The sequence below is a fragment of the Thalassospira australica genome (assembly GCF_000763295.1).
GTDB classification, from domain to species: domain Bacteria; phylum Pseudomonadota; class Alphaproteobacteria; order Rhodospirillales; family Thalassospiraceae; genus Thalassospira; species Thalassospira australica.
This window is the reverse complement of the sequence record NZ_JRJE01000009.1, coordinates 270,725-293,379: the sequence shown is the minus strand read 5'-3', so window position 1 is coordinate 293,379 and position 22,655 is coordinate 270,725. Positions and strand designations below refer to the sequence as shown.

Below are 22,655 nucleotides of genomic sequence, written 5' to 3'. Positions count from 1 at the left end.
GAACTTTGGTGCGACTTCGGTCGGCACGATGGCCATCCGCCGCTTCCTGCGTCCGGTATGCTATCAGAACATCCCGACGGATGTTCTGCCTGCTGATATTGCCTGATTGCAGCGCCACATACCATCCGCATGAAAACGAAAAGCCGTCCTTTGGGGCGGCTTTTTGCGTTGAGGGCTGCAATCAGTCGTTTCTGGAGCGGCCGATCATGCTAAAACGGGCGGCACTTTTGTCTAGATGATCGTGCATGGCCATCCGTGCTTTGTCCGGTGACTGTTCGGAGATGGCGTCGACAATCTTTTGGTGTTCATCCAGAAGCATTTCGATGCGATCAAGTCGGCGTGCTTCGTTGGCGCCATAGCCGATTTCAAATGCTTGGGCCAGCGCTGTCTGGATAACGTATTCCAGAAAACTTATGTAAACCGGGTTATTGGTCGCTTTGGCGACGGCCTGATGGAACTGATAATCTGGCAATGAAGAATCGATTTCTTCAGTTTCCAGCGCTTTTTTAAGTTTCTCAAAGCATTCCTGAATATGTGCTTCCTGCGCAGGAGATCGACGCAGCGCTGCAATGGATGCGGCCTCTGCTTCAACGCCTTTGCGTAATTCGAGAACGTTTAAGACTGATGACACATTATTCAGGCTGCCAAGATCGAACCCGGATGGTTTGTGATATGGCGCAATAGCAGGCGATGCCACGAAAAACCCGACGCCATGCTTGGCAACCACCATCCCGTCAGCTTTTAGAGTTGCCAGTGCTTCACGTATTACGGTTCGACTGGCATTGAACTGGTCGCAGAGCTCTTTTTCTTTCGGAAGCGGATCGCCCGGATGCAGATTGGCTTGGTCGATATAGTTCTTGAGTTGCGCAGTGACGGACTCCGTAAGGGTCATTTTTTTGTCGAGCGTATCAGGGCGATTTTTCATTGCGTACTCAAATAGATAACTGGTGATGGCGCGCTGTCAGGGGCGGACTTAAGTGGGTTTTATTCAAGAGATAATATCTCTGATGCCTTACAATATCCAAACAAATTTTTACAATTTCAGCGTTCCAATTGAAAAATCTAATACTTTAGGCGTATATATAAATTGTTTAAAAACAACATTTTATATTGATTGTGGTGATTGTGATCAAATCATATTTGTAAAAAGTTGTAAATTAATTGTTGCTGGTGGGTATGTTTTAAGCTAGAGATTTTGCACTGCCTTTTCCGGCAGAGATAATAAACAGGGAGAGACATAATATGTCATCGTTCAAGAAGTATTCTGTCAAGGTTCCGGCTGCATTGATGGCCATGCTGGTTGCCCCCGCCCTTATGGTCGGTGCATCTGCTAACGCCAAGGAATGGAACGCTTGGAACATTCACGTTGAGGATTATCCGGTTTCTCACGGCATGGAAGCATTTGCCGAAGAAATTAGTGAAAAGACTGATGGTCGTCTGAGTGCAAAAGTATTCCACGGCGGGGTTCTGGGATCGCAGCCAGATGCGATTGAGCAGACCCGTCTTGGCATTATTGATTTCGGTGTCTACAGCCTCGGCCCGATGGGCCAATCTGTTCCGGAAGCAAACGTTGTTTCCTTGCCCTTTATTTTCAAAGGTGTCGATCAGATGCATCGTCTGATGGATGGTGCTGCGGGTGAGGCGATTGGCAAGGGCCTTGAAGCCAAGGGTATTGTTGCACTGGGGTATTACGACGCAGGTGCGCGTTCGTTCTACAACTCCAAGCAGCCGATCAACACGCCTGATGACGTTGCGGGCCTGAAGGTTCGCGTCATGAACAACGATCTGTTCGTTGGTATGGTCAACTCGATGGGTGGTAATGCCACGCCGATGGCCTTCAGTGAGGTTTATACCGCGCTTCAGACCGGTATCGTTGATGGTGCCGAAAATAACCCGCCGTCATACGAGTCGACCAATCATTATGAGGTTGCCGGTTATTACTCCATGTCCGAGCACCTGATCATTCCTGAGTGCCTGTGCATGAGCAAGCGTACCTGGGACGGCCTTTCGGCAGAAGATCAGGCCATTGTGCAGGAAGCGGCGACCAACAGTGTAAACCTGCAGCGTAAACTTTGGGCCGAGCGTGAAGAGCAGAGCATGAAAACGGTTCGTGATGCCGGTGTCAAAGTTAACCTGATCGACGACAAAGCACCTTTCCAGGCAGCGATGGAGCCGGTTTATGCCGAGTTCCTGGAAGAAAATCCTGAGCTTTCGGATTTGGTTAATTTGATGCGCAATGCCGACTAATTTGTGATCGCGTATTCTGGAGTGGTTCGCGTGACGGAGTGTCGCGCGAACCACATCTGATCTGTCGGAGTAATCTGCTTTGCTGGTTCTGGAAAAGATAGCAGCACGTCTGCAAGTGCTGTTTGAGTGGATCAATCGTGTGAACCTGTTTGTGTGCTGTTGTGCTCTGGTGGTTCTGATCGTGACTTTTGGTTGGCTTGTCCTGGGACGTTATGTTCTGAACGCGACCCCGACCTGGGTGGAGCAGTTGGCACTTCTGCTGATTGTCTACATTACCTTCCTTGCATCTGCTTCTGGTGTGTTTGAAGACAGGCATTTGGGGATGGCTTTTCTGCGCGATGCCATGCCATCTGTCATTCGGCGTCCGCTCGTATTCATCACACGCGTCGCCATTGCCGTGTTTGGATATGTCATGATGACAGGAAGTATCGACCTGTTCGAGTTTGGTTGGTCAACCAAACTTCCCATGCTCAACATCCCGGAGAGTTTTCGGACATTACCAGTGATCATTTGTGGCGGCATGATGTTTGTTTTTGCTGCGTCGCAAGCATTGTGTGAGCTGCTGAACACTTCCGTCAAACTCATAAGCAAGAATACAGGGGAGTGATATGGGACTGGCTATTTTATTAGGCGTATTTGGCGTCAGTATTGTCATCGGTATTCCGGTCGCTTTCGCAATGGGCCTGGCTGCTGCGGCAACGTTCGCGTTTGAAGGTTTTCCAACGCTTCTGACGTTTCAGCGTATTGTTTCCGGCGTTTCTGTTTTTTCACTTTTGGCGATTCCATTTTTCATCTTTGCCGGTGAATTGATGCTCCATGGCGGGCTTGCGCTGCGTCTGGTGCGTTTCGCCTCGGCATTGGTTGGCCGTGTGCGGGGTGGGCTTGCGACTGTCAACATCTTCTCAAGCATGCTGTTTGGCGGGATATCAGGATCGGCCATTGCGGATATTTCTGCGTTGGGTTCGTTGATTATTCCGGCGATGAAAGAAAAAGGCTACAGAGGCGACTATGCGGTAAACGTTACCGTGACGTCCTCGATTGCAGGCGTCGTCATTCCGCCAAGCCACAACATGATTATTTTCGCGGTCGCAGCCGGTGGCGGTATTTCCATATCCGAGTTGTTCCTTGCTGGTGTGATCCCCGGCATCTTGATGTGCATCTTGTTGGCCGTTGCGGCCTATGTTCTTGCCGTCAAAGCCAATTACCCAGCTGAACCATTTCCCGGCGTTGCATTTGTCCTGACAGCGGCGGCTGCGGCACTGCCTGGTCTGTTTACTGCTGTGATCATTGTCGGTGGCGTCTTGTCGGGCGTGTTCACCGTGACAGAGTCCGGGGCATTCGGGGCCATTTATGCCTTTGTTCTGACGGCGCTGGTTTATCGATCACTCAGCTGGAAGGCATTTGTCGAATGTCTGGTAAGTGCTGTTCGAACGACGTCTGTGGTGATGATCCTGATTGGGTGTGCAAGTGCCTTTGCCTATCTTCTTGCATTCTATCAAGTGCCACGCTTGATGACCGATACCTTGCTTGGGATTTCTGATAACCCGATTGTCATCCTGATCATGTTGAACGTGATCCTGCTTGCACTAGGCATGATTATGGATATGGCGGCCCTCATTCTGATCTGTACGCCGATCTTCCTGCCGATAGCGACATCCATTGGCATGGACCCCGTCCAGTTCGGCATCATGATGCTGGTCAATCTTGGTCTTGGGCTTTGTACGCCGCCGGTTGGAACATGTCTGTTCGTCGGGTGTGCTGTGGGCAAAGTGCCGATTGAACAGGCGCTGCGTACGATCTGGCCATTTTATCTCGCAATGCTTGCGGCATTGATTCTGGTGACGTTTGTGCCCTCGGTCTCGATGTTCTTACCATCCCTTTTGGAGTAGCCGGGCAACAGCCAGCACGACCGAACAGTTGGTCACTCGCAGGCCCGTCATCCAAATCATTTTTTGGGAGAGTTCTCCATGCAATCGACTTCAATCAGCCCAGAGGTTCTTGATATTTTTCGGTCGGCCTCAACCGCAAGCCTGTGCACGCAGTTATATAAACGCGGCATCCGCAATAATTTCGTTCAGGGCGTTGGGCCGTTGTCGAAAAAACATCCGCGGATGGTCGGTCAGGCCTTCACCCTGCGCTATATCCCGGCGCGCGAAGACTTGAACACACTTGAGGTCTTCAAAGATCCGGTTCACCCACAACGCCACGCGGTCGAGACGATTCCGACTGGCCATGTCCTTGTAATGGATTGCCGTCAGAATTCTGATGCGGCCTCGGCGGGTAGCATCCTTGCCAAGCGCCTTGAAGTCCGTGGATGTGCCGGGATCGTTACCGATGGTGGTCTGCGCGATGCAGATACAATTGCAGATCTTTCGATGCCATCTTTTTGCGCCAAGCCGTCTGCGCCGACCAATCTGACGCTGCATCAGGCCATTGACATCAATGTACCGATCGGATGTGGCGGTGCACCTGTTTTCCCGGGGGATCTGATTGTTGGTGACGGGGATGGCGTGGTCGTTGTCCCGCTGCATCTTGTTGATGAGCTCGCAGAGGTTCTCCCGCAGATGGAAAGCTTTGAGGCCTACGTTTATGAGCGGGTCTCCCAAGGGGACAGCATTATTGGCCTGTATCCGCCTAACGAAGAAAACCGCAAGAAATACGAGGCATCTCTTCGTTGAGCATGCCCGACGTTACCGAAATCGTTCAGACTGAGGATTTAACAATGACGATTAGTTTTGAAAACAAGGTTGTACTTGTAACCGGCGCCAGCACCGGTATCGGTGCTGCAGTCGCCAAGGGCTTTGCTGCGAGCGGCGCCAAAGTTGCAATCAACTACGGTTCCAGCCACGCAGAGGCCAAGGAAGTTCTTGCTGAAATCACCGCAAAATCCGGCGAGGCTGAACTGTTCCCGGCGGATTTGCGCGATACCGCAGCCGTCAAAAAGATGGTTGCAGATGTCGTTGCCAAATTTGGCCGCATTGATGTTCTGGTTTGTAACGCAGGCGGTCTGGTCGGACGTGTCGGTCTTGAAGACATGTCAGACGAGTTCTATGACAGTGTGATGGATCTTAATGTGCGATCCGTTGTTTCCACCTGTTCAGCAGCGTTGCCGCATCTGAAGCAGTCCAAGGGAAATGTGATCATTACCGGTTCTGTTGCATCGAAAGTTGGCGGTGGCGCAGGTGCAAGCCTGTATGCGGCGTCAAAAGCGGCAGCCCAGAATCTGATCAAAACCTATGCCAAGGAATATGCTGCAGACGGTATCCGCGTCAATTCGGTGTCTCCTGGCACGATCTATACGCTGTTCCACGAGAAGCACACCAAACCGGAAGTTCTTGAAAGCATTGCCGCAAGCATTCCGATGAAACGTTTGGGTACTCCGGAAGACTGCGTTGGAGCATATCTGTTCCTCGCATCGGATGAACACGCTGGTTACATCACCGGCCAAGCCATTGAAGTCAATGGCGGTCAATTGATGCCCTGATAGGGAAGCTTAGGTCACCGTTGGTCTTAAGGCCGACGGTGGCTTCCTTTGGTTGCGGCATGTCAGGAGCACATTGTGAACATCACCAACAAATCCATTCTGCATATCGGGGAATGCATGATTGAAATGTCACCAATTGAAAATGGTGAGTTTAAATCAGGTTTTGCTGGCGACACTTTTAATACGGCCTGGTATGCGCGTCGTGCGCTCTCTAGCGACTGGATCGTGGGCTATTTCACAGCGGTTGGTGATGATCACTGGTCTTCGGAAATGCTCAAGTTTTTTGCGCGATCCGGTGTTGACCAGAAACACATTATCAAGATCAAAGGGGCATCTCCGGGTTTATATATCGTGCGCCTTGATCAGGGGGAGCGCAGTTTTTCCTATTGGCGTTCTGCGTCTGCTGCGCGTCATTTAATGAATGACCGAGCGGCCATGCGTGATGCCCTGCAGGGACAGGGTGCTGTGTTTTTCTCCGGAATCACACTTGCTATCCTTGAACCATCTTTACGTGATGCGTTCCTGTCGGAAATAGCTCAAGCGCGCAAGGATGGCAGCATCATTGTGTTTGACCCCAACTTGCGCCCTCATTTGTGGGAAAGTGCAGATGTGATGCGCAAGGTGATTAACCAGGCAGGAAATCATGCCGATATCGTGCTGCCCTCTTTTGACGATGAGCAGGCTCATTTTGGCGACAGATCGCCCCATGAAACGCTGAAACGCTACGGTTCGAGTACGGTGGTTGTGGTTAAGAATGCAGGTGGCGAAATAGTCGCACGTGACAAGACAGCTGATGACTTTTCATTCAAGCCCGAACGCATTGAAAACCCGATCGACACGACCGCGGCTGGTGATGCTTTTAATGCCGGTTTTCTGACGACTTATCTGAGCACAGGCAATCTTGCCAATTCGGTTGAAGATGGTGCTGCCCTTGCAGGGAAAGTCATTACCCAGCTGGGTGCTTTGGTCGAATAGGTTGTTTTTCGGTCGACTGCCAGTGCCGAGCATTTTGCATTCTAGAAATTTGTCAGCCAGTACCTGGAGATGACAAATGGGTCTCCCGAGACCCTAAACTTGGCCCGGCAGGCTTGTCGGGCCTCTTTTTTCCGGCAATCCGAGTTGCGCCGGTAACTGTTCTTCATAATCTCGACGACAGGATAGAATATGATTGTAAATTCCGATAATCCCTCCGAATGGATGACATCAGGCCCCGGTGCGCGACGCCGCATTCTTTGTGAAAACGAAGAGTTGATGATGGTGGAATTTCGTTTTGAAAAAGGTGGCGAGGGGCTGTGGCACAATCATCCTCATACACAGACCACTTATGTCCAATCTGGAAAGTTCCGGTTTACTGTCGGCGATGAGACCCGCGATTTGTCGCCGGGGGATGCCATGCTAATACCTTCGAACGCCTATCATGGCTGTATTTGTCTTGAAGAAGGTGTTCTGTTTGATGCCTTTACGCCACGTCGCGAAGATTTTATGGAAGCGCATGGCTGGAACAAGACCAGCCAGGAAGACTGAAGCGCACGTTTTGAACGCGCGGGAAAACCGTCGTTAGCTGCTTGATGTGCTGATCGGGGACGTTTCAAAAACGCGGATCCGGGCATTTTCAAGGTGCACACGCATGGTTGTCCGTGCCGCTTCTTTGTCGCGCCGTTTTAATGCGTCCAGAATTGCGTAATGTTCTGCCTGAACGATTTCAAGTCTGGTTCGGGGTTTGGTCAGCGACAGGTTGCGCGTGAGGTTCATGCCCGTAAGAATATTGTTCTTGATCGATTGCCGGGCTCTGACGAAATAGTCGTTTCCTGATGCCTTGCAGATGGCCTCATGTAATTCTTCGTCAAGGTCGGTGCCGAGTTCACCGTTATTAATGCAGAGATCCAGCTTCTCGAGGATCGCCTGAATGTGCTTGAGGTCTTTTTCGCTTCGTCGCTCCGCAGCGAGAAAAGCGGCTTCACTTTCAATGCCTGCACGGAATTCAAATGATTTCTGGATGTCAGCAATAGAGCCGGAAGGTGCAAACTGCATTGCAGCACTTTCCGGCTTGCGAGTGACATATGATCCCGAACCACGTCGGGATACAACAACACCATCTTCGCGCAATTGCTTCAAAGCCTGACGCAAGACAGGGCGGGATACTTCCATTCTTTCGCTTAAAACATGTTCGGTCGGCAGTTTGGCGCCAACGGGAAGTTCGTGATTGGCAATCATTGCCAGAATGCGCTCGTAAACAATGTTAGAAAGCGTGCCGCTTTGAATATTTGGCTTAGATTGTAACGGCTTCACAGGAAGGTCACCCTTCTGGTTTGTTGAAAAAGGTTGGCGCCAATTGTAGCGCGCCAAGCCCGCGTCTGACAGGTATAATTATGGCTTAAATGCTTGAATAAGAAAATGCGGGTCACAACCGATTTCATCGAAATCGGAAATTCTCAACATTCTGGAAAAACGACATTTTTGACGTCATTCACACCAACTTTTCTGACTGTCAAAAAGCCAAGAACGTGAAAGCCACCTGACATCAGAAAGCTGTTCGTGGCAGGACCGGCAGTGACGGCCATGTTCGTGCGTGCAAAAGTTCACAACCGTTTTTGGTGATGACGATGTTTTCTTCCTGAACGATCATCTTACCAGGGGCAAAGCTCATGCCCGGTTCCAGGGTCATGATCATGCCGGGTTCAAGTTCGACATCGCCATTTTCCTTAAGTGACGGCCATTCGGTGAGTTGCATGCCAAGGCCGTGGCCCATGCGTCCGACGCTATTGCCAAATGCGCCGGCCTTTTCCAGTTCTGCCGACATCGCCCGCCAGATATCGCCGGTGGTTTGTCCTGGCGCGGCTGTCTTTAGTCCGGCGGATGTTGCGGCATAAACGGCGTCATAGGCGGCTTGTGTTTCCGGGGAGACCGCACCGAAGGCAAAATTGCGGTCAAAATCGCTGAAATAACCGTCAAAGTTTGCCCCTGCATCAATGATCAGCACATCACCATCTTCGAGTTGGCGGTCGGTTGGGCCCATGATGATGTTGTCATAGCCCCCCGGACCAGATGCGGCGATCAGATAGGGGGTATTGTCTGCGCCAAGTTTGAGCATCTCGATCTGCATGGCCTTGCAGGCGTCGCGTTCGCTCATGCCGTGGGTAAGGTTGGTGCGCAGGAACTCAAACCCGGCGGCAGTGATGTAGCAGGCGAAGCGTATTTTAGCGATTTCGGCTTCTGATTTAACTGCCCGAACTTCGCGCATGATGAGGCTGACATCGACCATGCTGTATTGGCCCAGGTTGTCGCACAAACGTTCAAAGTTGCTGATGGGCATACGCAAATGCGTTTCCGGGCCCATCATCGCGCCAAGCGTTTTTGCGGTGCCTGCGGCCGTTTTTAACGTATCAGCCAGCAGTGTCATACCGTCATCTTCCGGGCGCGGCGCGGGCCAGCTGCGTACGTCGTCAATCCATGTACCGGCAAAGCCTGCAACACCGATTTCAGGCACAACGGCAATCGGTTTTCCTGTCGCCGGAATGACCAGAAACCAGGGACGCGTCGGGCTTTCCCAGAACTGTGATTTAAATCCGCTGAAGTAACGAAATTCCGGCTCGGTCGTGACAAAAAGCGCACCGATATTTTGCCCGGCCATCAATTGCTGAATACGTGTGGTGCGTTCCTTGAACTCTGCTTTGGTAAATCCGCGCGGAGGGGCCGTTGGAGCTGTTATCTGCATAGTTCCCGGTTCTCCTGACAGGCGCTGTTAGAGCAGAATATCGCGCACCAATTGGACCCAATATTGTGCGCCGTGGGCGAGGACGCGGTCATTGAAGTCGTAGTTCGGGTTATGGAGCGCACAGCCGCCAGCCGATCCGGTCCCATTGCCGATAAGGCCATAGCATCCGGGTTTGACGCGCAACATGCTGGAAAAATCTTCTGATATGGTGAGCGGATGGCAATCCGAAATCACATTGTCCGTCCCAAAGATCGCGTTTGCAGCAGCGATGGCCTTGGTGGTTTGGTCCGGGCTGTTAATGGTCGGATGGAACGTATTGCGAAAATCAAAACCATATTGGGCGCCCGCCGCCTGACAGGTTCCAGCGACAATCCGTTCCATGGCATCGCGAATTTTTGTCAGGGCTTCTTCGGTAAAACAGCGACAATCGCCCTTGATTACCACCTCGGACGGAATGACGTTGACAGTGCCATTGGTGATGAACTCGGTCGCCGAAACCACAGCACTTTCTTCGATAGCACTTAGGTTCCGTGACACAATGGTCTGCAGGCCAAGAATGATCTGAGACCCGACGACAATCGGGTCTATCCCCTTGTGGGGCATGGCAGCATGACCACCTACCCCGGTGATGCGGATTTCAAAACTGCTTTCGCTGGCCATCAGTGACCCCGGCCGCACAGTAAAGGTGCCTTCGGCAAGGCCGGGCATATTGTGCAGGCCATAAACTTCGTCGATGGAAAATCGGTCAAACAAGCCATCATCAATCATGGCCTGTGCGCCTTGTCCGTGTTCTTCGTCGGGTTGGAAGATGAAATGAACGGTGCCGTTAAAGTCCCGGTGCTCTGCAAGATGGGCCGCAGCACCTAGTAACATTGCAGAGTGGCCGTCATGACCACAGGCATGCATCTTTCCATCGTGTGCGGAGCGATACGCAAACCTGTTCTGCTCAGTGATAAACAGCGCGTCCATATCGGCGCGCAAACCAACAGAATGGTTGCCTGTGCCATTGCGCAAAATGCCGACAATCCCCGTCTTGCCAATGCCGCGAACGGTTTCAATCCCGAAGCTTTCAAGTTTTTTGGCAATGAAGTCAGCGGTTAGTGGCAGATCAAAACCGCATTCAGGATGGCGGTGCATGTGATGACGCCATTCGATCATTTTCTGGGGCAGCTTCGGATCAAGAAACATTCAGGGGATGACTTTCAATTCAGGCAAGGATGAAGACCCAAGGTGGTCGCGCATCAATGAACCAAAACCCTGTACGGGCAATGGGTAGTTCATCACGTGCAGGCTTTGCCATGCAAGCACCTGATTGGAACAAAGAACCGGCACGTTTACTTTGGTTTCAAGTACCTCGATCCGTGAAGATGCACGAAGGGCCGTGCAGGAAATAAACAACAGATCAGATCGTTGGTCGAAGGTCTCAATAGCAGCCCGTTCGATGTCATCTGGCGTGATGAATGTTGCGGCAGTATCGTCTTCAAACCCGAACCCGGCAATATTGATGACGTCAAATCCATAATCGTCAAACAGCTTGGCGACATCGCGGTTTACCACCTCGGTATAAGCCGTAAGGACCGAGATTTTTTTGGCACCAAGCGCCTTGAACGCCGTGACGGCTGCGGTTGCCGGATTGATGACCGGCGCACCTGGACGAACGTCCTGGATCAAGCGGGTAATTTCATCCGTGCCAATTGCCACGGCCCCTGATGTGCAGGCAAAAATAATCGCATCAAGATCGGTTCCGGGCAAAATGCGATCCGCTGCTTCGCTGATGTCTGGTGCCATGCGGCGCAGGTTTTCAATGGTCAGTGGGTTATGGTTGCGCACCCGGCTTGTGAAGAATGCAACATCATCGGGATAAAGGCTTTTAAGGTCACACTCGATGTTGAAATCCGTAGCAAGCGCGATCAGCCCGATCCGACCGCCCGGTGCCAGATCGTCCAGAGGCTTGAGAAGATCGATATTTGCAAAACGTGTCATTGCCGCGGGTAAACCTCAAACGGGGATATATGCACCCCAAAGCTGCTGCAGTATGTTTGTGAAGGTTACAGCATGGCCGTGCGGGATTTCAGACAATCCTGAGCAGCGCACGCTGAAAAACTGCAAATTTTGCCAGATTATGATTGGGAAAAATTGTTTACTTTGCGCACAAAGCCCGCAAACTGAGGCGGTTAGACGGTGTTTGTCGCCAGAGTTTTTCAGGTGTCTTTGATGAGCAATGCCCCATGAGCAAAATTGATGGCTTTGATGCGAAGATCCTGGAGATCATTCAAAAATCAAACCGTGCCACATCTGATCAGATCGCCGAACAGGTCTGCCTGTCGCCTGCCGCTGTGCAGCGGCGCATCAAGAAGATGCGCGAGAACAACGTTATCTCATCAGAAATTGCGGTGGTGAATCCCAAAGCCGTGGATCGCAACGTCATGGCAATCGTTCAGGTCACCATGGAACGTGAACAGCTCCATCTGCTTGATGAATTCAAGAAGACGGCCAAAAATCATCCAGCGGTTCAACAATGCTATTACGTGACAGGTAGTGCAGATTTCGTGCTTGTGGTCACCGCACATGACATGGACGAATACGAAGATTTCACCCGCGAGGTGTTCTTTGAAAACAACAACGTCAAAGGGTTCCAGACCAGCATTGTCATGGATGATGTTAAGGTCGGTCTTTCCGTTCCGGTGATTGTTGACTAATTCTGCCAGATCTGTCCGACAAGGCGTTCATACATTTCCGGATCGGTGGCCCCTTCAGTACCGATGACGAGTATTCTGCTTTGGTCATTCAGGCCGAGTTTTGCCGTCATTTCCCTGTCTTGTGACGCCAGAATGGCTGCCCCCAAACCTGCAACCGCAGATTCGCCAGCTTCGATCTTGGCATCGGATTTATAACCCCGTGCCAAAAGCTGCATGACCGGGGCGACCATGTTTTCGCTCATGGTGACAAAATCATCCGCCCCGTTGGACAGAATCTGCCAGCCCAGCAGCGAAACTTCACCGCACGCAAGACCAGCCATTAATGTATCAAGATCGCCTTCGACAGTGACTGGGTGCCCGGCCTGGGCACTTTTTTGCAGGCAATTGGCCTGTTCAGGTTCAACAACGACGATGCGTGGGCGTTTTTCACCCCAAAGGTCCCAGAAATATCCCGTAACAGCTGACGCCAACCCACCTACGCCGCCCTGAATAAACACATGTGTTGGGATGTCGCCGCCAAGTTGGTCAACCGTTTCACTCAGCATAACGGTATAGCCAAGCGCGACGTCCTTGGGGACGTCCATGTAGCCTTCGTAGCTGGTGTCGGAAACAATGATCCGGCCTTTGGCCTTGGCTTCGCTGTCAGCAAGCCGAACAGATTCGTCATAATTCCCGGCAATGCGAATGACTTCGGCGCCAAAGGCCTCCATCGCCTGTTTGCGGCCTTCGGAGACATCGCGGTGGATATATATCACGCAGCGACAGCCAAACATCTGAGCCCCCCAGGCAACGGAGCGGCCGTGGTTGCCATCGGTGGCACAGGTCACGACGATTTCTGAAATGGCATCTTTGTATGTGCCGTTCAGAATGTCTGTGATGGTCGGCTCGGCACCGGTTTTTGCTTCGATGATATCCTGGAGCTGCCGGGCAACAGCATAGGCACCACCCAAGGCCTTGAAGCTTTTAAGTCCAAAGCGTGTGGCTTCATCCTTGTACCAGATTTCGCCAAAGCCGCAGTCTTTGGCCAGGTCGTCTAGGTGATGCAAGTTCGTTGGGGCATAGGATGGCCAGGATGTGATGCTTTTGATGGCTTCACGCGATTTTGCAACGCTGATGACAGATTTTTGGTCGTTGGAATACGCGTTGTCGCGATGGGACAACGGGTTTGCGAAATGGGTCAAGGCGCCCTTGAACTGAATCATCGTCATCACTGCCCTAAATGTCGTTTTCTAGACCATCATCTGTGGTCGGGTTCGTGACATTCTAGGCGGCTTGGGCGCGGATATTCCTTTGAATTGCGACTAAATCCGCAGCCCAGCATCAGATTTGAACCAAATATGATGCATATCCACAACCTGTCTCCGATCGTGGACTGGTGCGTTACGGTGCGAAATTGTGCCGCGCATAGAACCGGTTAAGCTCGCTTTGAGTTGGCGGTTGCCCGCAGAAGGTTTCGACATATCCGGGAATACGGGCCATGCGTACCGCAAGGTCTTCGTTGGATTGCATCGAGATATAGCCGATCTGAACCAGATAAATGGCCCGTGCGCGGACATCTGCCATGGCGTCATCCTGCCCAAAGCGGACAAACAGGCTCGTCAGGGCATCCAGACGTTGATGGTCCGCAGTTTCAATTTTTTGCATCAGATCGGGCGATTGAACAGACCAACTGCGCACAGCGAATTCAAACCGGGCATCAAACAGGTCGGGATCAAGCCACAGGTCGATGATGTTAAGCATCGCCTCGCTGATGGTTTCGGCATAGGCCTCTGTCCGTGCGATCAGGTTACCGGTGTTTTTGTCCCGCCATAGCGTAATCAGCGCATCAAGCAGTTCCTTGCGGTCCTTGAAAAACCAGTAAAAGCTGGTGCGTGACAGGTTAAGCCGTTTGGCAAGAGGCTGAATTTTTACGCCATCGACTCCGGTTTCAAGCAAGGCGTCATAGGCCGCTTTCAACCAGATATCTGCCGAGCCACGCCAGCCGCTGTTTTGTCCGTCGCTATTTTTTGTCTGTTCTTCCATGGCCCTGTCCTTAGCAAACTGCCTGATGGGCGGCAAGCGAAGTGTACATAAATGTATCTAAAATATACATCAATGAACTTAAAATTGACATAACTGTACATTTCTGAATATCGTCAGCGCAGAGAGATCAAAACCGGAGCCCCGACATGTCCAACGACCCGCTTTTGCAGCCTTATCAGCTTAAACATCTGAGCTTGCGTAACCGCATCATGATGACATCCCATGAACCTGCCTATCCCGAGGACGGCATGCCCAAGAACCGTTACCGTGCGTATCACGTGGAACGTGCCAAGGGTGGGGTTGCCATGACCATGACGGCAGGGTCGGCTGCAGTATCCAAGGACAGCCCACCGGTCTTTAACAACCTTCTGGTCTGGAAGGATGAAGTCGTTCCGTGGATGAAGGACCTGACCGATGCGGTGCATGAACAGGGGGCAGCCGTCATGATCCAGCTGACCCATCTTGGCCGTCGTACACGTTGGGACAAGGCAAACTGGTTGCCGGTGGTGTCGCCCTCGCACAAGCGCGAAGCCGCGCACCGGGCCTTTCCGAAAAAGATGGAAGACTGGGACATCGAACGCATCATCAAGGATTATGCCGATGCCGCCGAACGCATGAAGGCAGGTGGCATGGATGGCATTGAACTCCAGGCTTATGGGCATCTGATGGATCAGTTCTGGTCGCCACTGACCAACGAACTCGATGGCCCCTATGGCGGCAGCATCGATAATCGCCTGCGCTTTACCTTTGATGTTCTGAGCGAAATTCGCAAACGGGTTGGGCCCGACTTTATTGTCGGTGTGCGCTATACCGGGGACGAAGACCTTGATGGCGGTTTGACCAAGGAAGACGGTCTGGCGATTTCCAAGCGCCTTAAAGACAGTGGCATGGTCGATTTCCTCAATGTCATTCGCGGGCATATCGATACCGATGCTGGTCTGACCGATGTGATCCCGATTCAGGGGATGACCAATTCGCCGCATCTGGATTTTGCCGGTGATATTCGCGCCGCTACCGAATTCCCGACTTTCCATGCCGCCAAAATCCCCGATGTTGCGACCGCCCGCCATGCCATTGCGTCGGGCAAGGTCGATATGGTCGGCATGACCCGTGCGCACATCACAGATCCGCATATCGTGCGCAAGATTATCGAAAAACGCGAAGACGAAATCCGCCCCTGTGTCGGGGCCAACTATTGCCTGGATCGCATCTATCAGGGTGGTTCGGCCTATTGTATCCATAACGCTGCAACCGGGCGCGAACTTTCGATGCCCCAGATCATCAAGGCGGCCGAAACCCGCAAAAAGGTCGTGATTGTCGGATCCGGTCCGGCAGGGATGGAGGCCGCCCGTGTTGCTGGCGAACGCGGCCACGAAGTTGTTGTGTTTGAAGCAGCCCCCCATCCGGGCGGGCAAATCCGCCTGACCGCGCAGAATGAACGCCGCCGCGAAATGATCAGTATCATTGAGTGGCGCATGGCGGAATGTACCCGGCTTGGTGTGAGCTTCCATTTGAACACCTGGGCGGAGGCCGATACGATCACGGCGGAAAACCCGGATGTGGTGATTATCGCCACCGGTGGCATGCCCCATACCGAGGTGCTTTCACAGGGCAATGATCTGGTTGTTTCAAGCTGGGATATCATTTCGGGTGACACCAAGCCGGGGGCGAATGTTCTGGTCTATGATGATGCCGGTGATCATGCCGGTTTGCAGGCCGCCGAACTGATTGCCAAATCAGGTGCCAAGGTCGAAATCATGACCCCGGACCGGGCCTTTGCACCAGAAGTCATGGCGATGAACCTTGTGCCTTATATGCGGTCTATGCAGAAACTTGATACCACCTTTACAGTGACCTATCGCCTTGAGGCGGTGGAAAAAAAGGGCAATCAACTCGTCGCACATATCGGCAGCGACTATGGCGGTGTTGCCAAGCAGCGGGTTGTTGACCAGATCGTTATCAACCACGGCACCATTCCGCTTGATGACATTTACTTCGATCTTAAACCGGGCTCATCGAACCATGGGGAAATGTCCCATGACCAGATTCTGGCCGGGCAACCGCAATCAGTTGTACGCAACCCGGACGGGGCCTATCAGCTTTTCCGGATCGGGGATGCCGTATCTGCGCGCAACACACATGCGGCAATCTATGATGCATTGCGTCTACTAAAAGACGTCTGATCAGGGCAGGGAGACTGGAGGCGTGTTGCGATATTGCGTCGGGCTCATGCCATTTTCGGACTTAAAGGCATGGATGAAATGCGATGCATCGCAAAATCCGGTGCCAAGGGCGATCTGCGTGGTGGTTTTCCCTGTTTCCGCCAGGAGTCGTTTCGCGGCATCAAGCCGGATGCGAAGTGCCGCGCGAGAGGGTGAAATGCCAAGGTCGGCATGAAACGCGCGCTCAAGCTTGCGGCGTGTTACGCCAAGTTTTTCTGCCGTTTTGGCGACAGTTTCGGGCGTTTCGATATTTTGGCGCATGCGCAGCAACGCCTTTTTGACCAGCGGTTCACGTGCGACCATATCGGTCTGAAAGCCCGGTTGCGGGTTTTCGCCCGTCATGGCTTCGTTGATGATCATGATGCTAAGACTTTTGGTCGCAGCGGTCCGTCCGATGTGCTTTTCGACGACCCAGGCGGCCAGATGGGCTGCGCCGTGTCCGCCTGAACAGGTCAAACGATCGCGATCAACAACGAATATCTGATCGGACACCGGTTGGGCGGCTTCGAACCGTTCGACGAATTCGTCATGGTGAAACCAACTGACACAGCAACGGTATCCTTCAAGCAGGCCCGCTTCATAAAGCGCGAAAACCCCGGTACACAGCCCGATCAGGTTCTTGCCATTGTCGGCCGCTGCCTTGAGATAGGCGATGCAGTCAGATGAAAGACCGCCATGTTCTTGAATAAGGCCCCCGACCACCACGATATAGTCGTAGTCACCGGCATTGCGCAGGCGCGTGTCGGGCTGGACCTTGACCCCGCAACTGGACCGCACCGGGTTCATGGTGTCAGACAGCACCGTCCAGTCACAATGAATGGGCCGCGAACGGTCTGCTTCATCAGCAGAAAGGCGCAAGACATCGACAAAACTGGCAAATGCAGACAACGTAAAATTGTCTGCCAGCAGGAAGGCGACGCGAAGGCGCTTTTTTGCAAGGGGTTTGCCATGGTCAGAACCAGGGTTTGAAAAAGAGTTCATGGCGAAAATATACAATGAATTTGTCGCAATTATCCAGTCTGCAGAGCACGAACATTGATAGAGTTCCGGCAATGGTAAATCGGGGGATCGTACAGTCATGACCCATTTTTCTGCGCTATCGCTTATCAAGAACGCCCTGAGCGGCCAAAAAAACTGGGAGCCGCAATGGCCCGACAGTGAGCCGAAAGCCGAGTATGACGTCATCATCGTCGGCGCGGGTGGTCATGGTTTGGGGGCGGCCTATTACCTTGCCAAGGAACACGGTATCACCAATGTCGCAGTGATCGACAAGGGATGGCTTGGTGGTGGCAATACCGGTCGTAACACGACGATCATCCGGTCGAACTATCTCTATGATGAAAGTGCCAAGCTTTATGACCACGCGCTTGATCTGTGGGATGGGCTGAGCCAGGAACTGAACTACAACGTCATGTATTCGCAGCGCGGTGTTCTGATGCTTGCGCACAACGTTCATGATGTTCAAAGCTTCCAGCGCCACGTACATGCCAACCGTCTGAACGGCGTTGATAACGTTTGGTTGTCGGCAGAGGAAGCCAAGGAATATTGCCCACCGCTCGATATTTCACCCACGGCGCGCTATCCGGTCGTTGGGGCGGCACTTCAGCGTCGCGCAGGAACCGCACGCCACGATGCGGTTGCATGGGGATATGCCCGCGGGGCTGCTGCCCGTGGTGTTGACATCATTCAGAACTGCCCGGTAACCGCCATTCGTCGCGGACCTGATGGCCGTGTGACTGGTGTTGAAACAGCCAAGGGCTTTATCGGCGCGAAAAAGGTCGCGGTTTCGGCGGCCGGTCATACGTCGGTTGTGATGGATAGTGCGGGTGTACGCATGCCACTTGAAAGCTATCCGCTACAGGCACTGGTGTCCGAGCCGGTCAAACCGATCTTCCCATGTGTCGTAATGTCCAACAGCGTGCACGCCTATATCAGCCAGTCTGACAAGGGCGAGCTTGTGATTGGGTCAGGCACCGATCAGTACACCAGTTATTCCCAGCGCGGTGGTTTGCCGTTGATCGAGCATACGGTTGCTGCGATCTGCGAGATTTTCCCGATCTTCAACCGCATGCGTATGCTGCGTAAATGGGGCGGGATCGTCGATGTGACCCCGGACCGTTCGGCCATTTTGGGCAAGACGCCGGTGCCAGGTCTTTATGTCAACTGTGGCTGGGGAACCGGCGGGTTCAAGGCAACGCCGGGGGCCGCCCACACACTGGCATGGACGGTTGCAAAGGATGACCCCCATCCGATCAACGCGCCCTTCACGCTTGAACGTTTCACCACCGGCCGTCTGATTGACGAAGCCGCTGCTGCCGCTGTTGCGCACTAAGGAGACCGGACATGCTTCTGATCCATTGCCCCTATTGCAATCAGACCCTGCCGGAGGCGGAATTTACCTATGCCGGTGAAGCCCATATCGCACGTCCGGCGGATCCGTCGTCGGTAAGCGACGAAGAATGGCGCGATTTCCTGTTTATCCGCACCAATGTCAAAGGCCCGCATTATGAACGTTGGCGTCATTTCCATGGCTGCGGTCGATATTTCAATGCTGTGCGTGACACCGTCAGTGACCGGTTTTTGATCACCTATAAAACCGACGATCCCCGTCCTGAACTGTCCGACCTGTTGGAGAAATCGAAATGAGCAGCTTCCGCGTTTCCGGGCGTGGTCGCGTCGATCACACCCAGCCGATCCAGTTCACCTTTGATGGCAAGAAAATCAAAGGTTTCAAAGGCGATACCGTCGCATCAGCCCTGTTGGCCAATGGCATCCACCTGATGGGTCGTTCGTTCAAATATCACCGCCCGCGCGGTGCCGTAACCGCCGGTTCCGAAGAGCCGAACGCACTGGTCGGTACCCGCCGTGGCCCCGGCCGGTTCGAGCCGAACACCCGCGCAACCGTCCAGGAAATCTGGGACGGCCTGCAGGTCAACAGCCAGAACCGCTATCCCAGCCTGTCCTTTGACATTGGCGCGATCAATGACAAGGCCTACATGCTGTTTTCCGCCGGGTTCTATTACAAGACCTTCATGTGGCCGAAATCCTTCTGGGACAAGGTCTATGAGCCGTTTATTCGTGCCGCCGCCGGTCTTGGCGTATCACCGACCGAACCGGATCCGGATCACTACGCGTCGCGCTATTTGCATACTGATGTGTTGATCATTGGTGCCGGTCCTGCCGGTCTTGCCGCCGCCCTTTCGGCTGCGCGTGCCGGTTCGCGTGTGACCCTTGTTGATGAAAACGCCGAAGCCGGTGGATCGCTTCTGTCCGAGCCGTCGGCTCAGATCGAAGACATGTCGGCATGGGACTGGGTTGGCAAAACTGTCGCCGAACTCAAAGAGCTTGGCGTCAAGCTGATGACCCGCACGACCGCAATTGGCTACTACCACCAGAACATGGTTGGTCTTTGTGAAAAGCTGACCGACCACCTTGCCAGCCCGGATGGGGAAACCCCGCGCGAACGTATGTGGCGTGTCCGTGCCAAGCAGGTTGTTCTGGCGCAAGGTGCACTTGAAAAGCCACTGGTCTTTGATGGCAATGATCGCCCGGGCGTGATGCTGGCCGGTTCCGCCCAGACATACCTGAACCGGTATGGCGTGCGGGTTGGTGACAAGGCTGTCATCCTCACCAGTCACGACAGTGCATGGTATGCTGCCTTTGATCTGGCTGATGCTGGCACCACCATTGCCGCGATTGTTGATACCCGCGCCGAACCGAATGCCGATCTGGTTGCTGAAGCGACCAAACGCGGTATTCGCATCATGGCTGGTCACACCGTTACCGGCACCGAAGGCCGCCTGCGCGTCAAATCGGTTCGCGTCAACCCGGTCACCGGATCGTCGGTTGGTGCGCCCGAAGTTATCGGCTGTGACTGCCTTCTGATGTCTGGCGGTTGGACGCCGTCACTGCATCTTTTCTCCCATACCAAGGGAACGCTTGCCTGGGACGAGGAACGTCAGACCTTCCTGCCTGATCACAAGGCAGAGGAATGCGAAATCGCCGGTGCAGGCCGTGGCCTGTGGGGCATTGAAGCCGTCTTGAATGATGGGGCGGCAATGGGTGCAGCAGCCGTCAAAAGCCTTGGTAAGGACATTGCGCCTGCGTCTTATGCAGTTGCCAATGATCGCCCGGGAACGGGTGTCAGCCATAAGGAACTGCCAACCGATCTGGATGCAGGCAAGGCCCGTGCCTTTGTCGATTACCAGAACGACGTAACCGCCAAGGACCTGCGCCTTGCGGTGCGTGAAGGCATGCGTTCAATCGAACATGTCAAACGCTACACCACCAACGGCATGGCAACCGATCAGGGCAAGATGTCAAACATCAACGGCCTGAATATTGCCTCTGACGCACTGGGTGTGCCGCAGCCGAAAGTCGGTCTGACGACCTTCCGCCCGCCCTATACCCCGACCACCTTCGGGGCGTTTTGTGGCTATCACAAGGGCAGTCACTTTGAAGTGACGCGTAAAACCCCGATTGATAGCTGGGCCGAAGAAAACGGTGCCGTGTACGAGCCGGTCAGCCTGTGGCGCCGTGCATGGTACTTCCCGAAAGACGGCGAAGACATGCATGCCGCTGTTGATCGTGAATGCCGTGCAACGCGCGCAAGTGTCGGCATCTTTGATGCATCGACCCTTGGCAAGATCGAGGTGGTCGGCCCTGATGCGGTTGAATTCATGAACCGCATGTACACCAACCCCTGGACCAAACTGGCACCGGGCCGGGCACGTTATGGCCTGCTTCTGGGGGATGATGGTTTCATCCGTGATGACGGTGTCATTGGCCGTCTGGCTGATGATCGTTTCCACGTCACCACCACGACCGGCGGTGCCGCGCGTGTTCTGAACATGATGGAAGACTACTTTCAGACTGAATGGCCGGATCTTGATGTCTGGCTGACCTCGACAACCGAGCAGTGGGCAACCATTGCACTGAACGGCCCGAATGCGCGCAAGGTGCTTGAACCGTTCGTTGAAGGTCAGGACATGTCCGATGAAGCCTTCCCGCACATGTCAGTTGCCGAATGCCGCGTCGGTGGTTTCCCGGCACGTCTGTTCCGCATCAGTTTTACCGGCGAAGTCGGGTTTGAGGTTAACGTACCGGCCCATGCCGGGCGTGCCCTTTGGGAAATGTTGTGGGAAGAAGGTCAGAAGTACGATATCTGCACCTATGGTACCGAAACCATGCACGTTCTTCGTGCGGAGAAGGGCTATATCATTGTCGGTCAGGACACCGATGGCACGGTGACGCCACTTGATGCCGGGCTGTCTTGGGCGATTGGTAAAAAGAAACCCGACTTTGTCGGCAAGCGCGGTCTGGCACGCCCGGACCTGGTTGCCGAAGGCCGCAAGCAACTGATCGGCCTTCTGACCGAAGATGGCAAGACCAAGCTTGAGGAGGGCGCTCAGATTGTTCTTGATCCGAACCAGCCCAAACCGATGAAAATGGTCGGCCATGTGACATCAAGCTATCACAGCGATGCCGCAGGTCGCCCGATTGCCATGGCGCTGCTTGAAGACGGTTTCAATCGCATGGGTGAAACCATTTACATTCCGATGGCTGATCGCGTGATCAAGGCAGAAGTCACCGGGACCGTATTTTACGATCCCGAAGGCGCACGGTTGAAACTCTAGGCGGGGAACAGACAAATGACGGTACTTACACACGCATTTACGCCAGGTCCGATCGTTGCGTCCGGCCCGGTCAAATTGACCCTGATGGCACCGGTTGCGCGTTTCTCGTTGCGGCTGCGCGCGGCCAATATTCCGGCGGTTTCCATGGCGATTGGCGTTGAACTGCCGATCACGGTCGGGGAACGTGCCAGCAACGGCACGACCGAGGCCATCTGCCTTGGCCCCGATGAATGGATGGTCATCGCCAAGTCAGACAATACCGATACACTGGTTTCGGCCTGTGCCGATATCTATGCGTCGGCAACACACAGCCTGACCGAAGTTTCCGCCCGTGAAATCACGGTCCGGATCGAAGGCGACCGTGCAGCAGAGTTGCTCACCATAGGCTGCCCGCGCGATATCGACAGCATCCCGGTCGGCGGTGGGTGCCGCACGGTGGTTGATGGTGTCACCGTGGTGCTTTGGCGCGACGAAGAACAAAGCTTCCGCATGGATATCTGGCGGTCGTTTGCCCTGCATGTCATTGATCTGCTGTGCAGAGGTTGCAAGGAATTAGCCGCAGAGTAGTCAAGCAGACCTGCCATGCTGGATGACATAATAAAGGCCGATACAAAGTGTCGGCCTTTATTC

21 protein-coding genes are annotated in these 22,655 nt (G+C 53.5%); 13 read left to right on the top strand and 8 right to left on the bottom strand.

Annotated features, from left to right (window positions below; translation table 11 throughout):
* Nucleotides 1-181: 181 nt before the first annotated feature.
* Nucleotides 182-925, bottom strand: a complete 744-nt coding sequence (locus JF44_RS0108855) for a FadR/GntR family transcriptional regulator (protein WP_052065625.1) — start codon at nt 923-925, stop codon at nt 182-184.
* A gap of 317 nt (nt 926-1,242) precedes the next feature.
* Here JF44_RS0108855 and JF44_RS0108850 point away from each other — a divergent pair, with 317 nt between their 5' ends.
* The 7 genes from JF44_RS0108850 (at nt 1,243) to JF44_RS0108820 (ending at nt 7,255) form a co-directional block, all read left to right on the top strand.
* The gene (locus tag JF44_RS0108850; protein WP_033068579.1) at nt 1,243-2,247 is read left to right on the top strand and encodes a TRAP transporter substrate-binding protein; all 1,005 of its coding nucleotides are present in this window, start codon (nt 1,243-1,245) and stop codon (nt 2,245-2,247) included.
* 79 nt (nt 2,248-2,326) lie between these two features.
* The gene (locus JF44_RS0108845) at nt 2,327-2,854 is read left to right on the top strand and encodes a TRAP transporter small permease (RefSeq protein ID WP_052065623.1); all 528 of its coding nucleotides are present in this window, start codon (nt 2,327-2,329) and stop codon (nt 2,852-2,854) included.
* A 1-nt stretch (nt 2,855) separates the two neighbouring features.
* Nucleotides 2,856-4,136 carry a TRAP transporter large permease gene (locus tag JF44_RS0108840; protein ID WP_033068578.1) on the top strand — a complete coding sequence of 427 codons (1,281 nt, stop codon included), beginning with the start codon at nt 2,856-2,858 and terminating at the stop codon, nt 4,134-4,136.
* Nucleotides 4,137-4,214: 78 nt separating this feature from the next.
* Nucleotides 4,215-4,925 (top strand): ribonuclease activity regulator RraA, encoded by a 711-nt coding sequence (locus JF44_RS0108835; protein ID WP_033068577.1) that lies wholly within the window; start codon nt 4,215-4,217, stop codon nt 4,923-4,925.
* Nucleotides 4,926-4,969: 44 nt separating this feature from the next.
* Complete coding sequence (locus tag JF44_RS0108830) at nt 4,970-5,731, top strand: SDR family NAD(P)-dependent oxidoreductase (protein ID WP_033068633.1); 762 nt, start codon at nt 4,970-4,972, stop codon at nt 5,729-5,731.
* Nucleotides 5,732-5,806: 75 nt separating this feature from the next.
* Nucleotides 5,807-6,706 (top strand): sugar kinase, encoded by a 900-nt coding sequence (locus tag JF44_RS0108825; protein WP_202901494.1) that lies wholly within the window; start codon nt 5,807-5,809, stop codon nt 6,704-6,706.
* Nucleotides 6,707-6,895: 189 nt separating this feature from the next.
* Nucleotides 6,896-7,255 carry a cupin domain-containing protein gene (locus JF44_RS0108820; RefSeq protein ID WP_033068576.1) on the top strand — a complete coding sequence of 120 codons (360 nt, stop codon included), beginning with the start codon at nt 6,896-6,898 and terminating at the stop codon, nt 7,253-7,255.
* 33 nt (nt 7,256-7,288) lie between these two features.
* On the opposite strand, the gene JF44_RS0108815 is transcribed toward JF44_RS0108820, so the two are convergent.
* The 4 genes from JF44_RS0108815 to JF44_RS0108800 all read right to left on the bottom strand — a co-directional run bounded on the left by JF44_RS0108815 (nt 7,289) and on the right by JF44_RS0108800 (nt 11,429).
* On the bottom strand, nt 7,289-8,020 hold the full coding sequence (locus tag JF44_RS0108815) for a FadR/GntR family transcriptional regulator (RefSeq protein WP_052065620.1): 732 nt from the start codon (nt 8,018-8,020) through the stop codon (nt 7,289-7,291).
* A gap of 232 nt (nt 8,021-8,252) precedes the next feature.
* A complete protein-coding gene (locus JF44_RS0108810) occupies nt 8,253-9,446 on the bottom strand; it encodes a M24 family metallopeptidase (RefSeq protein WP_033068575.1) in 1,194 nt (397 codons plus the stop codon).
* Between the two features lie 27 nt (nt 9,447-9,473).
* Nucleotides 9,474-10,634, bottom strand: a complete 1,161-nt coding sequence (locus JF44_RS0108805) for a M20 aminoacylase family protein (RefSeq protein ID WP_033068574.1) — start codon at nt 10,632-10,634, stop codon at nt 9,474-9,476.
* A complete protein-coding gene (locus tag JF44_RS0108800) occupies nt 10,635-11,429 on the bottom strand; it encodes a maleate cis-trans isomerase family protein (RefSeq protein ID WP_052065619.1) in 795 nt (264 codons plus the stop codon). It lies immediately after the preceding gene.
* Nucleotides 11,430-11,674: 245 nt separating this feature from the next.
* Here JF44_RS0108800 and JF44_RS0108795 point away from each other — a divergent pair, with 245 nt between their 5' ends.
* Nucleotides 11,675-12,145, top strand: a complete 471-nt coding sequence (locus JF44_RS0108795; RefSeq protein ID WP_033068573.1) for an Lrp/AsnC family transcriptional regulator — start codon at nt 11,675-11,677, stop codon at nt 12,143-12,145.
* Here the strand turns inward: JF44_RS0108795 and JF44_RS0108790 are convergent.
* Both JF44_RS0108790 and JF44_RS0108785 read right to left on the bottom strand, forming a co-directional pair.
* The gene (locus tag JF44_RS0108790) at nt 12,142-13,347 is read right to left on the bottom strand and encodes a diaminopropionate ammonia-lyase (protein WP_033068629.1); all 1,206 of its coding nucleotides are present in this window, start codon (nt 13,345-13,347) and stop codon (nt 12,142-12,144) included. The two genes, JF44_RS0108795 and JF44_RS0108790, sit on opposite strands and share 4 nt — an antisense overlap.
* 178 nt (nt 13,348-13,525) lie before the next feature.
* A complete protein-coding gene (locus tag JF44_RS0108785) occupies nt 13,526-14,167 on the bottom strand; it encodes a TetR/AcrR family transcriptional regulator (protein ID WP_033068572.1) in 642 nt (213 codons plus the stop codon).
* Between the two features lie 146 nt (nt 14,168-14,313).
* Here JF44_RS0108785 and JF44_RS0108780 point away from each other — a divergent pair, with 146 nt between their 5' ends.
* On the top strand, nt 14,314-16,350 hold the full coding sequence (locus JF44_RS0108780) for an NADH:flavin oxidoreductase (protein ID WP_033068571.1): 2,037 nt from the start codon (nt 14,314-14,316) through the stop codon (nt 16,348-16,350).
* Here JF44_RS0108780 and JF44_RS0108775 read toward each other — a convergent pair whose 3' ends face one another.
* Nucleotides 16,351-17,370: a GlxA family transcriptional regulator gene (locus JF44_RS0108775; protein ID WP_052065617.1), complete on the bottom strand. Its 1,020-nt coding sequence runs from the start codon at nt 17,368-17,370 to the stop codon at nt 16,351-16,353.
* A 97-nt stretch (nt 17,371-17,467) separates the two neighbouring features.
* On the opposite strand from JF44_RS0108775, the gene JF44_RS0108770 reads away from it, so the two are divergent.
* From JF44_RS0108770 to JF44_RS0108755, 4 genes are read left to right on the top strand one after another with little or no spacing between them, the layout of a single operon-like run.
* Complete coding sequence (locus tag JF44_RS0108770; protein ID WP_033068569.1) at nt 17,468-18,721, top strand: sarcosine oxidase subunit beta family protein; 1,254 nt, start codon at nt 17,468-17,470, stop codon at nt 18,719-18,721.
* A gap of 11 nt (nt 18,722-18,732) precedes the next feature.
* Entirely contained in the window at nt 18,733-19,035 is a 303-nt protein-coding gene (locus JF44_RS0108765) for a sarcosine oxidase subunit delta (protein ID WP_033068568.1), read from the top strand.
* Nucleotides 19,032-22,025, top strand: a complete 2,994-nt coding sequence (locus JF44_RS0108760) for a sarcosine oxidase subunit alpha (RefSeq protein ID WP_033068567.1) — start codon at nt 19,032-19,034, stop codon at nt 22,023-22,025. Before JF44_RS0108765 ends, JF44_RS0108760 begins: the two co-directional genes overlap by 4 nt.
* A 15-nt stretch (nt 22,026-22,040) precedes the next feature.
* The gene (locus JF44_RS0108755; RefSeq protein ID WP_033068566.1) at nt 22,041-22,592 is read left to right on the top strand and encodes a sarcosine oxidase subunit gamma; all 552 of its coding nucleotides are present in this window, start codon (nt 22,041-22,043) and stop codon (nt 22,590-22,592) included.
* Nucleotides 22,593-22,655: the final 63 nt, after the last annotated feature.

What these genes read in the sequence shown, in the direction of transcription:
- JF44_RS0108855 (WP_052065625.1), bottom strand. Translation starts at nt 925, where the DNA reads ATGAAAAATCGCCCTGATACGCTCGACAAAAAAATGACCCTTACGGAG.
- JF44_RS0108850 (WP_033068579.1), top strand. Translation starts at nt 1,243, where the DNA reads ATGTCATCGTTCAAGAAGTATTCTGTCAAGGTTCCGGCTGCATTGATG.
- JF44_RS0108840 (WP_033068578.1), top strand. Translation starts at nt 2,856, where the DNA reads ATGGGACTGGCTATTTTATTAGGCGTATTTGGCGTCAGTATTGTCATC.
- JF44_RS0108835 (WP_033068577.1), top strand. Translation starts at nt 4,215, where the DNA reads ATGCAATCGACTTCAATCAGCCCAGAGGTTCTTGATATTTTTCGGTCG.
- JF44_RS0108830 (WP_033068633.1), top strand. Translation starts at nt 4,970, where the DNA reads ATGACGATTAGTTTTGAAAACAAGGTTGTACTTGTAACCGGCGCCAGC.
- JF44_RS0108820 (WP_033068576.1), top strand. Translation starts at nt 6,896, where the DNA reads ATGATTGTAAATTCCGATAATCCCTCCGAATGGATGACATCAGGCCCC.
- JF44_RS0108810 (WP_033068575.1), bottom strand. Translation starts at nt 9,446, where the DNA reads ATGCAGATAACAGCTCCAACGGCCCCTCCGCGCGGATTTACCAAAGCA.
- JF44_RS0108805 (WP_033068574.1), bottom strand. Translation starts at nt 10,634, where the DNA reads ATGTTTCTTGATCCGAAGCTGCCCCAGAAAATGATCGAATGGCGTCAT.
- JF44_RS0108800 (WP_052065619.1), bottom strand. Translation starts at nt 11,429, where the DNA reads ATGACACGTTTTGCAAATATCGATCTTCTCAAGCCTCTGGACGATCTG.
- JF44_RS0108795 (WP_033068573.1), top strand. Translation starts at nt 11,675, where the DNA reads ATGAGCAAAATTGATGGCTTTGATGCGAAGATCCTGGAGATCATTCAA.
- JF44_RS0108790 (WP_033068629.1), bottom strand. Translation starts at nt 13,347, where the DNA reads ATGATTCAGTTCAAGGGCGCCTTGACCCATTTCGCAAACCCGTTGTCC.
- JF44_RS0108785 (WP_033068572.1), bottom strand. Translation starts at nt 14,167, where the DNA reads ATGGAAGAACAGACAAAAAATAGCGACGGACAAAACAGCGGCTGGCGT.
- JF44_RS0108780 (WP_033068571.1), top strand. Translation starts at nt 14,314, where the DNA reads ATGTCCAACGACCCGCTTTTGCAGCCTTATCAGCTTAAACATCTGAGC.
- JF44_RS0108775 (WP_052065617.1), bottom strand. Translation starts at nt 17,370, where the DNA reads ATGAACTCTTTTTCAAACCCTGGTTCTGACCATGGCAAACCCCTTGCA.
- JF44_RS0108770 (WP_033068569.1), top strand. Translation starts at nt 17,468, where the DNA reads ATGACCCATTTTTCTGCGCTATCGCTTATCAAGAACGCCCTGAGCGGC.
- JF44_RS0108765 (WP_033068568.1), top strand. Translation starts at nt 18,733, where the DNA reads ATGCTTCTGATCCATTGCCCCTATTGCAATCAGACCCTGCCGGAGGCG.
- JF44_RS0108760 (WP_033068567.1), top strand. Translation starts at nt 19,032, where the DNA reads ATGAGCAGCTTCCGCGTTTCCGGGCGTGGTCGCGTCGATCACACCCAG.
- JF44_RS0108755 (WP_033068566.1), top strand. Translation starts at nt 22,041, where the DNA reads ATGACGGTACTTACACACGCATTTACGCCAGGTCCGATCGTTGCGTCC.